This is a genomic window from Inhella gelatinilytica (genome assembly GCF_016093295.1).
GTDB classification, from domain to species: domain Bacteria; phylum Pseudomonadota; class Gammaproteobacteria; order Burkholderiales; family Burkholderiaceae_C; genus Inhella; species Inhella gelatinilytica.
The window spans coordinates 527,045-542,107 of record NZ_JAEDAL010000002.1; the positions used below are offsets into that span (position 1 = coordinate 527,045).

Consider the following 15,063-nt stretch of genomic DNA (forward strand, 5'->3'; position numbering starts at 1 on the left):
GGGGGCCGTCAGCCCGCGCGCCCGCGCTGGGGGGGCTCGGCCAGCAGCGCCTCAAAGAGCCCCTCGTTCTCCGTCTCGATGGCCGCCAAGAGCCGTGCCTTCCAGGCGTCGATGCCGGGGCTGGAGGGGAAGTCCGGGCGGTCGAGCACGCCGCGCAAGTCCGTGTAGCGGTAGATCGGCAGCGGGCGCAGGGCGGCCACCCAGGGGGCGAGGCGTGCGCGTTCGTCCGCGTCGAGCTCCGGCGTGGAGAGATCCGTCACCGTGGTGTGGGTCATGGTGCCTGTGCCCGTGCTGTGTTCCGCGGGCAGGCCCTCGGCCGTCAGCGGCGCGGTGGCGGGCAGCGTGAACCAGAAGGTTGATCCATTGCCGACCTCCGACACCACGCCGATCTGACCGCCGTGCGCCTGCACCGCCAGCTGGCAGAAGCTCAGCCCCAGGCCGGTGGAGCGCACCTGGCCCGAGTCGCGCGCGTTGTGCTGGCCGAAGCGCGCAAACACGGCGTCCAGCCGGTCGGCGGGGATGCCCTCGCCGCTGTCCTGCACCGCCACGCGCACCTGCTCGTGGCCCTCGGTGCCCTCAGGGGCCGCGCTGAGCACGATGCGCCCGTTGGTCGGCGTGTACTTCACCGCATTGGTCAGCAGGTTCACCAGCACGCGCTCCAGCATCTCGGCGTCGCCGCGCACGCCCAGGCTGGGCGGCACGTCCAGCGTCAGCGTCAGGTTCTTGCGCTCGGCCAACAGGCGCACCTGCTCCACCGCTTGCGCGGCCAGCGGCGCGAGGGCCAGCGGCCGCGTGTCCAGCACCACCTGCGTGTCCTCGAACTTCTGCACGTCCAGGATGTTCAGCACCAGGTTCAGCATCTGCCGCGAGGACTGGCGCAGCTGCGCCAGGCGCGACATCAGCGAGGGCGAATCCAAGGTGTTCAGGATGATGGAGAGCGGGTTCTTCAGGTCGTGGACGATCATCCCCATCATCTGGCGCTTGAAGCCGTCCAGCGCCACCAGCTGCGCGTTGGCGCTGCGCAGCGCTTCGGTGCGCTCGGCCACCGTGGTCTCCAGCGCAGCCTTTTGCGCCAGCAGCCGGCGCAGGCGCCAGCGCAGCAGGCCCCAGCCCAGCAGCCCCAGCAGCAGCGCGTAGGCCGCGTAGGCCCAGACGGTGCGGTACCACGGCGGCAGCACACGGAAGGTGTAGCTCGCCTCCTGGCCCACGGTGTCGTAGAGGTTCTTGGCCCGCACGCGGAACACGTAGCGGCCCTCCCGCAGGTTGTTGACGTCCTTGTAGCTCTCGGCGCTCCAGTTGGACCAGTCGGCATCGCTGCCCTCCAGCTTGACCTGGAAGCGGTTGGCGGCTTCGCCGTCGAAGCTGGGCGCGGCGAACTCAAAGCGCAGCGCGTTTTCGGCGTAGGGCAGCTCCAGGGCGGCGGCGTTGCCATGCCCGCCAAACAGCACGCGGCCATTTGCCCCGGTCACCCGGCTCAGCAGCGTGGCAAACGGCGGGGATTCCGAGCGGGCCTGCCGGCCGTCGTAGCGGAACACGCCATCGCCCACGCCAAACCAGGCCACTCCGTCGCCATCGGCATGGATGCTGAAGGTCTCCTGCCCCGTCAGCGCGCGCAGGGGGCGGGCGTTCCACTGCGGCACGCCCTGGGCGTCGGGGCGGATCAAGCCCGTCTCCTTCAGGCCCGTGGCCGGGTCTTCTGTGTAAGCCCACAGGCCGTTCGCCGGGTCGTCGTGCAGCACATAGACCGTGCGCGGTGTGGCGAAGAGGGCGGCGTAGCGCGGGTCCGGCGCCAGGCGGTTGGTGCCGGGCTCGAAGCGGTAAATGCCGGCGCTGGTGGCAAAGGCCGGCTGCCCGCCCACGGCGAACACCAGGTTGTAGTTCAGGCTGGGCAGGCCATGCTCGGTGCCATAGCGGGTGACGGGCAGCTCGCCCAGTGTGCCGTCCGCGCGCAGGCCGGACAGATCCAGCCGCAACAGGCCGCTGTTGTAGGTGCCGGCCCAGAGCCGGCCCTCGGCGTCTTCCACCAGGGTGCGCACCGAGTCCTTCAGGCCCGGCACCCGCCCGGCATCGCGCCAGCGCTGGCCGTCGAAGTGCAGCAGGGCGATGCCTTCTTCGACGCCCACCACCACCCAGCCGGGGTGGTCGCGCGGGGCGGCCAAGGCCTTGGCTCCATAAACGTCCAGGATGAGGGTTCGGCGTTCACCCTGCAGGGCGTGCACACCAAACGCCCCGGCCGCCAGCAAGGTGTCGCCCACCGATAGGAAATCGCCCGTTTGCTTATGGGTTTGCTGCCCAGTCTCTGCCCAGGCTTGCAGACGGGGCAGGACTCCGGGCTGCAAGCCGTAGGCCCCCTGCGAGGTGCCGAGCTGTAGTTGACCCCGGTGGCGGTGCAGCTTCTCGACGGTGTTGTCGATCCCGTGGCGTGCATCCAGGCGGCTCAGCGGATCGGCGACACCCAGGCGCGTCAGCCCGTTGCCTTGGGCCAACCACAAACCCCCATCGCGGTCCAGCAGGCTGGCGGCCACGCTGGCGTCGGCCAGGCCCTCGGCCTTGCCCCAGCGGGCCTGCAAGCGGCCCTGGGCGTCCAGCAGGTACACGCCGCCCTTGAGCGTGCCCACCACCAGCCGCCCATCGGCCAGGCGCAGCAGGCTCTTGCCCTGGATGCCATCGGCGCGCAAGGCGGCATCCACGTCGGTGCTCCACGATACGAACTCACCTTGTACGTAACGGAGGAAGCCGTGGTCTGGGTTGTGGAGCAACAGGTGGGGGTGTGGCGTGTCACCGCTCGGCAAGGCGACGAGCCCGAGCCGTGTGGAGTTGTGGAAACGCTCCCCACCTGGCAAAAGGGTCAGTCGGTCCCCTTGCAGTTGGAGCAGGCCACGTCCAGCCTCGATCACGTAGGTGCCGTTCGCGCTCCCAGCGGCAACACCGAAGTGCTGCGCGGGGGTCCAGTGTTGGAAGCGGCCCTCCTGCCAACGCAGCAGCCTTTGCGGGCTGGAGAACACCACGCCCTCGGGCGTGACCAGGGTGGCCCAAACGTCGGCAAAGCCGCGCGCTTCGGCCGGCAGTTGATCGAGCAGCGAGACGTAGCGCAGCTGCCCATCGCCCCCTGGGGCCAGGTAGCCCACCTCGCCCACCGCGCCCACGTACACGCGGCCGCTGGCATCCACCGCCAGCGAGCGCACCGCAGACTGGTTGGCAACGGGGGTGAGGCGCCAGCGCTGGCCGTCAAAGTGCAGCACGCCGCGGTTGTTGCCCACGTAGATGGCGCCGTCCGGCCCCTGGGCCAGGGCCCAGTTCTGGCCGTCGGCCCCGTAATCGGCGGGGCGGAAAGTGCGCAGCAGCGGCATGCCGGCTTCGAGCGGCGGGGCCAGGGGTGCCTGCGCGGCAGGGGCCGCGCTGCCGGCGGCAGGGGCGGGCGGGGCTTTGGCGCTGGGGGCGGCGTGAACCGCAAGGCCCCAAGCGAGCAGCACGGTGCCCAGGCCAGCGCACAGGCCGCGGGGGAACAGGGGGTGGGTCATGCTGGGCCTCCGGGAGGGGGGTGCGGGCCGAGGGCGCCGGGGTCAAACCGGCGCAGAACGGGCGCAGAACGGGCGCGCGAGCATAGCGGCCGTGGGTCGGGCGCGGGGTGGGCGTTTTCCGGGGTCTCCACCAAGGGATGAGCGCCGGCGTTTGCCCTATCGTCGCGGGCTTCGCCCCGATGTGCCCCAGGCACCGGGGGCGCTCCCAACCCCGATCTGCATCATGAGCAATCCCAACACCACCATCAGCATCGTGTCCGTCGCAGTGGCCAACGCGGGCACGGTCAACCTCACGTACTCCACCGGCACCAACGCCCCGGCCAACAACAACGGCAACGTGAAGGAGCAAGACGGCCAGGGCGCCGCCCAGGTCACCTACACCTCGGCCGTTGCCGGCTGGACGGTGTGCGGGTACACGGTGAGTGGCGCCGTGCCGTCGGACATGACCATCACCACGGCGGGCAACAGCGTGCTCATCGTGGACCGGGCGACGGCCACCACCCAGGAGCAACTGAACTTCTGCCTCCAAGTGAAGAATGCCCAGGGCCAGGTGTACACCAGCACCGATCCGACTGTTGTCAACGAGCCTCCCAAATGATCTAAACCTTTAGTGATCGGCGGGTGCATAGTGCCGCGTGCCCGCTGACCCAGCCCATTCGGGAGTGACCATGCCGCAAATCCTGGTGGTGGACGATGAGATCGAGCACCTGAACGCCATTTCCGAGCTGCTGCAAGCGGGGGGCTACCAGGTGCTGCGCACCAGCCGTTCGGAGCGCGCGCTGGCGATTGCCCAGGGCAGCCAGCCGGACTTGATCATCACCGACTGGGACATGCCGGTGCTGACCGGCATTGAGCTGATTCGTCAGCTGAAGGCGCAAGCGGACACGCGGGACATCCCCGTGATCATGTGCACGGGCTCCATGACCTCGTCGGAGAACCTGGACACGGCGTTGGAGGCCGGCGCGGTGGACTACGTGCGCAAGCCCGCCGAGCCGTTGGAGCTGCGGGCTCGCGTGCGCTCCATGTTGCAGCTGTCGGCCTCGTACCGGCAGATCAAGGCCAACGAGCAGGCGCTGGCGCGGCAGAACGAGCTGTTGAGCCAGCAAAAAGAGGCGCTGCACGTCGCGGCCACGACGGACCGGCTCACCGGCGTTCACAACCGCGCCTACCTGATGGACCACCTGGCGCGCGAGTTCAGCAACAGCGCGCGCTATGGCCATGCCTTCAGCTGCCTGCTGATGGACATCGACCACTTCAAGTCGTTCAACGACCAGCACGGCCACTTGATTGGCGACGCGGTGCTGCAGCACACGGCCCAGATGCTGGCCGGCAAGATCCGCCGCGGCGATGTGCTGGCGCGCTACGGTGGCGAGGAGTTTGTGGTGCTGCTGCCTGGCACGGCGGCCCCCGCAGCCGCGGTGCTGGCGGAAAGTCTGCGCGCGGCGGTGGCCGAATCGGTGTGTGTGCAGGGCGCGCTGCACCTGCAAGTGAACGTCAGCATCGGCGTGGCGGACAATCAACAGGGTCAACCGGCCAGCGAGTCGGCGCTGCTCAAGCACGCCGACGAGGCGCTGTACGCCGCCAAACGCCAAGGCCGCAATCGCGTGGTGGTGTTCGGGGAGCCGGGCGACTGAGTTCCCTTGGGCTTCGTGGACGGGTATGCAGCAGGTCTTGGTGGTCGATGATGAACTGGCGCACTTGAATGCGCTGAGCGAGCTGCTGCAGGCCGCGGGCTACGAGGTGCTGCGCACCCGCCAGCCGGAACGCGCGCTTGCCATCGCCGAGAGCGCGGGGCCCGATCTCATCATCACGGACTGGGACATGCCGGGCCTCTCGGGCGTGGCGCTGATCCAGCAACTCAAGGCGCACCCAGCGACGCGCGACATCCCGGTGATCATGTGCACTGGCAAGATGACCTCGTCGGAAAGCCTGGAGACCGCGCTGGGGGCTGGCGCGGTGGACTATGTGCGCAAACCGGTGGACCCCATCGAACTGCGGGCCCGCGTGCGCTCCATGCTGCAACTCTCGGCCTCGCACCGCGCGCTGCTGGCCAAAGAGGAGGCGCTGACGCGACAGAACGCACAGCTCCGCGAGCTCAACGCGCTGCTGGACCGACAAAAGCGAGCGCTGCACGAGGCCGCCACCGTCGACCGCTTGACCGGCCTGTTCAACCGCGACTACCTGATGGAGCAACTGAGCCGGGAATTCAGCAACGCGCAGCGCTACGGCCATCCCTTCAGTTGCTTGGTGATCGACGTCGACCACTTCAAGTCCTTCAACGACCGCCATGGGCATTTGGTGGGCGATGTGGTGCTGCGCGACACCGCACAGCTCCTGCTGCGCCACACCCGGCGGGGGGATGTGCTGGGGCGCTTTGGCGGCGAGGAGTTTGTGGTGCTGCTCCCGGGCACCCCGGCCCTAAAGGCCGCCGCCCTGGCGGACGTGTTGCGCGGCGCCGTCGCCCAGGCGGTGTACGACACCGGCGAAGAGCGTTTGCAAGTCACCGTCAGTGTTGGGGTGGCGGACAACCGGGTGGGCGAGCCGCCCAACGAGATGGCCCTGCTCAAGCACGCCGACGAGGCCCTCTATGCCGCCAAGCGTCAGGGCCGGGATCGCGTAGTGCGGTACACGCCGGGGGGCTGACGCCAAAACGGTGAAAAGGCGTAGCCGCCCGACTCATCCCCCCACCAACGGCCAGAAGCACGGTTGGGTGCCCCAGTTGTAGGTGGCCGCCAGTCCGTTCTGCGCCACCCCCATCAGGTCCAGTTGGGCCGAGGTTGCGGCATCCAGCGCCATGGCCTCAATCGCCGCTGCCCAGCCCGTCTGGCTGCTCTGGCCCCCGTTCGCATCCATGATGGCGTAGAGCTGCGCCGCAGTCTTGGTCGTGCCCGGGGTGTTGGCCAAGAGCGTGGCCACCAGCTCTTGCGCGGTCTTCTCGGGCCGGAAGATCAACGCCACCTTGCACAAGTCGTTCAGCGTGTAGGCGTACTCGTTCGTGTAGAAGCTCAAGCCCGCTGCAAAGAGCTCCGGCACGTTGTAGATGGCCGGGTTCCACAGCACAAAGGCAACACGGGCCACTTCTTCAGCCCGCTGTCCGAAGCCAATGACCCGGTCTTGGAAGACCAGCAGCTCAATGCTGTTCAGGCTGTCGATGCCGTCCGCCCCGTTGTTCTTGTGGCTGACGGTGATTTCCATCGTTCCGGGCTTGCGAGCGATTTGGTAGTCACTGAACTTGCCGCTGAACTCCGCGCGGTCGATCCCGCTGCCGCCACTGATGGTGTCGTTGCCCCCGGCGCCTTTGAAGACTTCGCCGGGTAGGTTGTCCGGGCCGTCCAAGCCGGTGAAAGTGTCGGCTGCACTGCTGCCACGAATGGCTTCGATGCCGCTGAGGCTCAAGGTGGCACTGCCCAGGGTGCCGATGCCGGTCTTGAGGTTCAAACTGGCCGCTGTGCTGCCGCCAATGAAGGCAATGTCAAAGCCCGCGCCGCCGTCCAGGGTGTCGCTTCCAGAGTCGCTCACCAAGAGGTCGTTCCCCTCACCGCCGTCCAGCACATCGTGACCGGGCCCGCCCTCCAATCGGTCCGCCCCGCTGCCGCCCATGAGGGTGTCATCGTCCGCAGTGCCCAGTAGCACGTCGTCCATCGCGGTGCCCGTGCGCAGCACGCCCTTGCGGGTGAGTTGCAAGCCAATAACCACGGGGTCGTGGTCGGAGGAGCGGTAGGGGTCTGGCGCATAGAGGCTTTGCAGCTGCGCCGGAGATTTGGACTCGACGTTGTAGTCCAGGCTGGCCGACTCGTCGGCATTGAGGTGCCAGATGGCTGCGCCCGTCACTTGGCGGGCCAGGCTCTGGGTGGCCAGCGCGTGGTCCAGCGCGCCCCACTGGCCGTCGAAGGCGTAGGAGTAGGACGTGCCGCCCTCCAGAGGGAGGAGGTCGTCCGCCGTACCCACCCGGTTGTCAGCCCCCGCGACGAGGGCGCGCAAGGGGTCCTCTTGCGCGTAGGCGTTGAGATCGCCCAGGAGCAGGAAGTCGGGGTCGCCCGACTGGGTGGGGTCGGTCGCCAGCCAGTCGGCCAGGGTTTCGGCCGCTCGGGTGCGGGTTCCATTGCTCAGCCCCTGGCCGTCCCCGAGGTCGCTGTCGCCCACGCCCCCGGCCGAGGTGCCTTTGGACTTGAGGTGGTTCACCACCGCCGTAAACCGGGCCCCATTGCTCAGGGCTTCAAAGGTTTGAGCCAAGCTGGGCCGCTGTACGGTGGAGTTAAAGCCCCCGCCATCCGGGTCCACGAAGCTGGAATCCAGAATGGCCGCGGCCCCCACCGGGCGTACGGCGGCGGGTTTGTAGAGGATTCCCACCGCAATGGCGTCCGACCCGATCTGGGGCAGGCCGGGGTTGATGAAGGTGTAGGTTCCGGCGCCGGCTTGCTGATTCATGGCGTCAACCAGGGCCTGGATGGCGCTGGTGGCGCCGTAGCCGTCGTTTTCGAGTTCGATCAGCCCCACCACATCGGCCCCGAGCCCCAGGATGGCACTGACGATCTTGTCGCGCTGGCGCTGGAACTCGGTCAGGCTGTCCGCGCCGCGGGCGGTCGGAAACCCCGTGCCGGCGCCATCGCCGTTGAAGAAATTCAGGACGTTGAAGGACGCCACTTTCAAGGTGCCGCCCACGTCCGGCACGGCGGTACGCGGGTTGTCCCCCTGGAAACTGACCGGCGCCGTGGGTTGCAGACGGTAGTGGCCGAGATCGCCGCTGGCGTACCGGTCATCCAAGATGCCGATCAGCCCGCTCACGGTATCGCCGCCGCGCAGCGGGTTGACGGCGGAGAAAGGCTCGCCATTGCGCCCGTACAGCACGGTGGCCGGAAAGCGCGAGGTGCTGCCATCGTCGACCACCAAAGTTCGCAAGGCGATTTCGCTTTGATAGGCGGCAAATCCTTCGATGCTGGGCGCGTTGAACTGGGTGTAGGTGTCCAGTCGTGCGTCCGTGCCGGGTTGGTTGCTGGGCCCCGACGAAGACAGGAGCACTTCCCCATACTCGCTCAAGCCCTCCAGCCCCGTGACGGTCAGGGCATCCGGGATCACGACACGCATGCCTTCGAGGGCTTCCAGCTGCGCCAACGAGGCCACCGGGAATCGGAGGACTTGCGGCGCCGGCAACGGCCCGCCAGTGCTGAGAACGGTGATGGACGTGACATCACTCAGGCGGGTCAAGCTGCTGGAGCCCGAGATGAGTTCCGAGACTTTGCCCTCCACCCGCACCCGGTCGCCCGGGGCAACGGCCACCTGTAGGCCGCCTTCCGAGATGAAGAGCCCCTCCGAGGTCGCAGGATCCGCGTCCCAATCGGCGGCATCCTCCTGGACGTAAAAGCCGTTCAGGCCCCCGCTTTGGAAGTCGCCCACCACGATGGCTTCGATGACCACGACTTGCCCCACCAGGCTGGACTGCGCGCCCGAGCCCTGAATGGCCGAAATTCTGAGAGGAGCCCCCGGCGGGGGCATGTCGTTGTCAGCAAGCGAGACGGTGGCGGAGGCGGTCGCCCCCACGCTGTAGTCCGCACCGGGCTGCAGATTCAAGGTCAGTGTTTCGGTGCCCTCCAGGAGGGTGTCGTCGACCGGAACGACGGACACGTCTACAAAGCTCTGACCCGCCTCGAAGCGGGCGCTGAGACTGAGTTTGGGGCCGTAGTCCGCTTCGGAGGCGGATCCTGAGAGGCCGTAGGCCACGGTCAGCGGCGCACTGAGATCTCCGCTGCGCGTGATTCGAAACGTACCCGGGGCGCCGCCGGCCTCTGCGGCCAGCGCCAGCAGGGCCGAAACCGTGACCGTGATGCCCGAGGGCGGGGGCGGCGGTGCGGCCGCGTACTGGCCCAGGTCGCTAAAGGCGTCGGTCGCAAAGCCTTCCCACTCCAGGCTGGGATCAAAGCTGTCACTGGAGGCGGTGTCGCCTTGGGTCACGGTGGGCTTGCGCCGCAAGGTGTTGTCGGCCGTGCTGACCAGGTCGGTCCCCCATTGGCTGCCCGGATCGACGCCCACGGTGCCAATCGAGTCGATCACCGTGCCCGACCCCTTGACCAGCTCGATGGCGTCATCCCCGTTGAACCAGCCAAACGAGACGGTTTGGTTCGGCGTCAGCCCCAGAACAGCCTCGGCGTGGGCCAGCACAAAAACGCCCCCCGGCGGGATGATGCCAACCAGTGGGATGGTCAGGCCGGCTGTCGTTGAGCCATTGAAGTAGACCTTGATGGCATACCCGCCCGCGGCCAAGTCAATGGCGGCCCCGGTGCCGTTGAAAAACTCTAAGGCCTTGTTGTTGCCCGAGCCCTCAACGTACTCGCTAATGATCAGATCGGTGTAGCTCACGGTTTCATTCCAAGGGGGTGATGCAGTCTCGGCTCTGGCCGGTGCCCGGAAGCCGGGGGCACAGCGGCCGCGCAGCCGACATGGCGCGCGACGGGGGGGGGTGGCCGCGACGCCCGGATTCTGGCAGTGGGGGGGTCAAAGCGCGACGCCGCCCCTAGATGTCGCCCACAATTCGGCCTCCTTCAGGTCGGGCGGGGCCGCCGGCCTCGCCTGACAACTGATGCCCTCCGACTGCCCATGACCCCCGCGCAAACTTCAGCCCTGCCTTCGTGGCCCCACGCCCATCCCGCCAGCGGCGCCCACGGCACGTTGAAACGCCTCAACGAGGATTTCATCGTGACCGAGCTGCCGCTGCAGTTGCCCTCGGGTGCGGGCGAGCACCTGTGGCTGGAGGTTGAAAAAAACGGGGCCAACACGACCTTCGTCGCCGAGCGGCTGGCCGAAGCCGCGGGCGTGAACGCCTGGGATGTGGGCTATGCCGGCCTCAAGGACCGCTACGCCATCACCCGCCAGTGGTTCAGCCTGTACTTACCCAAGGGAGACACGCCCGACCTGACGCAGCTTCAGCACCCCGAGTTCAAGGTGTTGAGCCAAAACCGGCATGTCAAAAAGCTGCGCCCGGGCGATCTGCAAGGCAACCACTTCCGCATCGTGCTGCGCGACGTCACCGGCGACCGCGCGGCGATTGAGTCCAACCTGAAGGCCGTGGCGGCCCAGGGGGTGCCCAATTACTTCGGCGCCCAGCGCTTTGGCCATGATGGCGGCAACGTCGAGCAAGGCCGGGCGATGCTGGCGCGCGAGATCCGCGTTCGGAATCCGAAGAAGAAGGGCCTCTACCTGTCGGCGGTCCGATCCTTTGTCTTCAACGAGGTGCTGGCGCTGCGCATCCAGCAAGGACTCTGGGGCAAGACGCTGACCGGCGACGTGATGGACGAAGGCGGCCGCCCCACCGGCCCGCTGTGGGGCCGAGGTCGGGTGACGACCACTGACGAGGCGCAGGCGCTGGAAAGGGGTGTTGCGGCCATTCATGCCACGTTGTGCGACGGCCTGGAGCACGCGGGTTTGGCTCAGGAGCGCCGCGCACTGGTGGCGAGCCCGATGGCGATGGCTTGGGAATGGCCCCAGGCCGATCAGCTGCTGCTCACGTTCTTTCTGCCCGCGGGCAACTACGCCACGTCGGTACTGAACGAAATCCTCCACACCACGGAGCCCGAACGCCACAGCGAGGGCGAGTCGGGAACGGGGGAATGCGGAGGCGAGCAGGGGCCTGGCTAGGCTGGGCGATGTTCATGGGCCGCCACTGCGGCCCACGGTTGGAAAACAAAAAGGGCCTGACCGAAGTCAAGCCCTTGATGCGTATGGAGTTTTGTGGTGCCGGCAAGAGGAGTCGAACCCCCGACCTTCGCATTACGAATGCGCTGCTCTACCAACTGAGCTATGCCGGCACGCGGCGAAGTCCAAGATTATGTCAGAGTTTTAGCCGTTTTGTGAAGGGGCTTCGAGGTGGTACGCGGTCACCCGCTCGACCTCGTTCTTGGAGCCCAGCACCACGGCCACGCGTTCGTGCAGCTTGGTGGGGGTGAGGTCGAGGATGCGCTGGCGCGCATTGGTGGCCGCACCGCCGGCCTGCTCAACGATGAAGGCCATGGGATTGGCTTCGTACATGAGGCGCAGCTTGCCGGCTTTGCCCGGTTCGCGCTTGTCCCAGGGGTACATGAAGATGCCGCCGCGGGTCAGGATGCGGTGCACGTCCGCCACCATGCTGGCAATCCAGCGCATGTTGAAGTTCTTGCCGCGTGGGCCTTCTTCACCGGCCAAGCATTCGTCTATGTAACGCTTCACCGGGGTGTCCCAGTGGCGCATGTTCGACATGTTGATGGCGAACTCTTTGGTGTCGGCCGGGATCTTGACGTTGTCCTCGGTCAGCACCCACGAGCCCATCTCACGGTCCAGCGTGAACATGGCCACGCCGTCGCCCACGGTGAGCACCAAGGTGGTCTGCGGGCCATAGATGCAGTAACCGGCCGCGGCTTGCTGCTTGCCCGGCTGCAGAAAGTCTTCTTCGCTGACGCCGCGGTGGTTGTTGACCTTGCGCAGCACCGAGAAGATGGTGCCGATGCTGACATTTACGTCGATGTTGGACGAGCCGTCGAGCGGGTCGAACAGCAGCAGGTACTCGCCCTGTGGGAAGCGGTTGGGCACGAGGTGGATGGAGTCCATTTCCTCGGAGGCCATGGCGGCCAGGTGGCCGCCCCACTCGTTGGCTTCGATCAGCACCTCGTTGGCGATGATGTCCAGCTTCTTTTGCACTTCGCCCTGGACGTTCTCGCTGTCGGCGCTGCCCAGCACGTCGCCGAGTGCGCCCTTGTTGACGCTAATGGCAATGCGCTTGCAGGCGCGCGCCACCACTTCGATCAACAGGCGCAACTGCGGCGGAATGCTGTTGTTCGCTCGTTGCTGCTCGACCAGGTATTGGGTCAGGCTGATGCGTTGTCCCATTCAGGCCTCCAGGGCTTTGGTGACGATTTCGCGCACGTCGTTGGACAAGGTGGGACGCTCGGAAAGGCGTTTGAGGGCTTCTTGGGCCGCGCTGCGGAAGGGCTCGGCCAGCGTGGACCAGCGGTCCATGGCGCGGGCCAGTCGGGCGGCCACTTGCGGATTGATGGCGTCCAAAGCCGCCACTTGATCGGCCCACAGCACATAACCCCCGGCATCCGTGCGGTGGAAGGCGCCGGGGTTCAGGTTGCAGAACTGCACCAGCAGGCTGCGGGCGCGGTTCGGGTTCTTGAGCGTGAAGTCCGGGTGCTGCAACAGCTTTTTGACGCGCTCGAACACCTTGCCGTCGCGTTCCGCCGTGCGGGCCTGCAGCATGAACCACTTGTCCACCACCAGCGCGTCGTGGGCGAACTGCTCGTGGAAGTGGGTGAGCGCAGCATCGGCCAAGCCGGCGTGGGCCTGCACCAGGGCGGACAGGGCACCGAAGCGCTCGGTCATGTTGGTGGCGTCCTTGACCTGCTGGTAGGCCTTGCCCGGCCACACCGGGTCAGCCAGCATGGCCGAGCCGCGCACCAGCAGGGCCAGCGCCAGGTTGGCCAGCGCCCGCCGGCCAGCGTCCTCGGCTGTGGGGCGGTAGCCGCCCTCGACCTGGTGCGCCTCAAAGGCCCAAGCCCAGTCGTCGCGCAGGGCCAGGGCGAGCTGGTCCCAGGCGGCTTCCACCGCGTTGTGGATGGCCTGTGGGTCGACCACCGGCAGTTGCTCGGCGATGTACGCCGCTTCCGGCAGGCGCAGGGCCTCGGCCTTGAAGGCGGGATCGAGCTGCGGGTCGCGCAGCACGGCGCGCATGGCGTCCAGGAAGCCGATGTCCAACTCCAGCGCTTGACCCGATTGCACGGCATCCAGGAGGCGGCGCAGGGCCAAACGCTGGCTGGCTTCCCAGCGATTGAAGGCGTCGGCGTCGTGACGCAAGAGCGTCAGCCGTTCGGCGTCGGTGAGGCCGTCGTCGAGCAGCACCGGTGCGGAGAAGCCGCGCAGCAGCGAGGGCACAGGTTGGCTGCTGACCTCGGTGAAGGTGAAGCTCTGCTCGGCTTGTTCCAGCAGCAGCACGGTTTCCAGTGCACCGACGCTGGCTTGGCCAGCGAGGTTCAGCGGCAGGGCGTGGCCCTCGGCGCCCACCAAGCCCATGCGGACGGGAATGAGCTGCGGCGCTGCGCCTTCGCCGGCCTTGGGATTGCGCTGGGTCAGCGTTAGCGTGTAGGTTTGGGCGGCGGCGTCGTAGTGGCCGCGGGCGGTGACCTGCGGCGTGCCCGGCTGGCTGTACCAGCGTTTGAACGCGTCCAGACGGGAGGCCAGGGCGGAGTCCGGGTTGGCGTCGGCCATGGCCTGGGCGAAATCGTCACAGGTCACGGCCTGACCATCGTGGCGCTCGAAATACAGCGCCATGCCCTGAGCGAAGCCCTCGCGGCCGAGCAGGGTTTGGTACAGGCCCACCACCTCGGCGCCCTTTTCATAGACGGTGGCGGTGTAGAAGTTGTTGATCTCGGTGTAGCTGTCCGGGCGCACCGAGTGCGCCATGGTGCCGGCGTCTTCCGGGAATTGCATCGTGCGCAGGTTGCGCACCTGTTGGATGCGCTGCACGGCGCGGGCGCTGGGGCTGCCGGCCATGTCCATGCTGAACTCGCGGTCGCGGAAGACGGTCAGGCCTTCCTTGAGCGAGAGCTGGAACCAGTCGCGACAGGTGACGCGGTTGCCGGTCCAGTTGTGGAAATACTCGTGCGCCACGATGGCTTCCACGCGCTGGAAGTCCGCATCGGTTTGGGTGGCGGGCGAGCAGAGCAGGGCGCTGGTGTTGAAGATGTTCAGGCCCTTGTTCTCCATCGCGCCCATGTTGAAGTCGGACACGCCGACGATCATGAAGCGCTCCAGGTCCAGCGGCAGCTTGAAGCGCGCTTCGTCCCAGATCATGGAGGCGATCAGCGAGTTCATCGCGTGCTCGGTCTTGTCCAGGTCACCCCGGCGCACATAGACCTGCAGCAAGTGCTCCTTGCCTGAGCGGGTGACCACGCGCTGCTCGCGTGCGACCAAGTCCGCCGCCACCACGGCGAAGAGGTAGCTGGGCTTGGGGAAGGGGTCGTGCCACTTGGCGAAGTGTTTGCCCCCGTCCAGATCGCCTTGTTCGACCAAGTTGCCGTTGGAGAGCAGGATGGGGTACTTGGCCTTGTCCGCGCGCAGCAGCACGGTATAGACCGCCATCACGTCCGGGCGGTCGAGGAAATAGGTGATGCGACGGAAGCCCTCGGCCTCGCACTGCGTGAAGAAGCCGCCGCCCGAGGTGTACAGGCCGGAGAGGGCCGTGTTCTTTTCCGGGCAGCAGGTGTTGCGGATGACGAGCTCAAAGTCGCGGTCCGGCGCGTCGATGTGCAGCAGATTGCCGTCTTGGCGGAAGCTTACGGGCTCGCCGTCGATCATCACGCGCAGCGGGGTCAATTCTTCGCCGTGCAGCACCAAGGCGCCGTGAGCCTGGGTGGCGTTGCGCTTGACCGCCATCTTGCTGGTGATCAGCGTCTTGGCCGGGTCGAGGTCCAGCGTCAGGTCGACGGTGGCGATCCAGTAGGTCGGTGCCTGGTAGTCCAGGCGGTGGATGACTGGGGCAGTGCCTTCACGCATGGGAGGTCCTTGTCAGAGTGGGCGG

At 67.2% G+C, this 15,063-nt stretch carries 8 protein-coding genes and 1 tRNA gene; 4 read left to right on the forward strand and 5 right to left on the reverse strand.

Going from position 1 to position 15,063, the window contains the following annotated elements; translation table 11 throughout:
- Nucleotides 1-8: 8 nt before the first annotated feature.
- Nucleotides 9-3,521: a sensor histidine kinase gene (locus I7X43_RS07345; protein WP_198100256.1), complete on the reverse strand. Its 3,513-nt coding sequence runs from the start codon at nucleotides 3,519-3,521 to the stop codon at nucleotides 9-11.
- 223 nt (nucleotides 3,522-3,744) lie between these two features.
- On the opposite strand from I7X43_RS07345, the gene I7X43_RS07350 reads away from it, so the two are divergent.
- From I7X43_RS07350 to I7X43_RS07360, 3 genes are all read left to right on the forward strand, one after another.
- On the forward strand, nucleotides 3,745-4,119 hold the full coding sequence (locus I7X43_RS07350; RefSeq protein ID WP_198100257.1) for a hypothetical protein: 375 nt from the start codon (nucleotides 3,745-3,747) through the stop codon (nucleotides 4,117-4,119).
- A gap of 70 nt (nucleotides 4,120-4,189) precedes the next feature.
- Complete coding sequence (locus tag I7X43_RS07355) at nucleotides 4,190-5,155, forward strand: GGDEF domain-containing response regulator (protein WP_198100258.1); 966 nt, start codon at nucleotides 4,190-4,192, stop codon at nucleotides 5,153-5,155.
- A 25-nt stretch (nucleotides 5,156-5,180) separates the two neighbouring features.
- Complete coding sequence (locus tag I7X43_RS07360; RefSeq protein WP_198100259.1) at nucleotides 5,181-6,164, forward strand: GGDEF domain-containing response regulator; 984 nt, start codon at nucleotides 5,181-5,183, stop codon at nucleotides 6,162-6,164.
- Nucleotides 6,165-6,197: 33 nt separating this feature from the next.
- Here the strand turns inward: I7X43_RS07360 and I7X43_RS07365 are convergent, their stop codons facing one another.
- The gene (locus tag I7X43_RS07365; protein ID WP_198100260.1) at nucleotides 6,198-9,875 is read right to left on the reverse strand and encodes an ExeM/NucH family extracellular endonuclease; all 3,678 of its coding nucleotides are present in this window, start codon (nucleotides 9,873-9,875) and stop codon (nucleotides 6,198-6,200) included.
- A gap of 237 nt (nucleotides 9,876-10,112) precedes the next feature.
- Here I7X43_RS07365 and truD point away from each other — a divergent pair, with 237 nt between their 5' ends.
- A complete protein-coding gene (truD, locus tag I7X43_RS07370) occupies nucleotides 10,113-11,150 on the forward strand; it encodes a tRNA pseudouridine(13) synthase TruD (RefSeq protein WP_198100261.1) in 1,038 nt (345 codons plus the stop codon).
- Between the two features lie 94 nt (nucleotides 11,151-11,244).
- Here truD and I7X43_RS07375 read toward each other — a convergent pair.
- From I7X43_RS07375 to pepN, 3 genes are all read right to left on the reverse strand, one after another.
- A tRNA-Thr gene (locus tag I7X43_RS07375) sits at nucleotides 11,245-11,320 on the reverse strand.
- Between the two features lie 31 nt (nucleotides 11,321-11,351).
- The gene (locus I7X43_RS07380; protein WP_198100262.1) at nucleotides 11,352-12,374 is read right to left on the reverse strand and encodes a class 1 fructose-bisphosphatase; all 1,023 of its coding nucleotides are present in this window, start codon (nucleotides 12,372-12,374) and stop codon (nucleotides 11,352-11,354) included.
- Nucleotides 12,375-15,038, reverse strand: a complete 2,664-nt coding sequence (gene pepN / locus I7X43_RS07385) for an aminopeptidase N (protein WP_198100263.1) — start codon at nucleotides 15,036-15,038, stop codon at nucleotides 12,375-12,377.
- Between the last annotated feature and the right edge of the window lie 25 nt (nucleotides 15,039-15,063).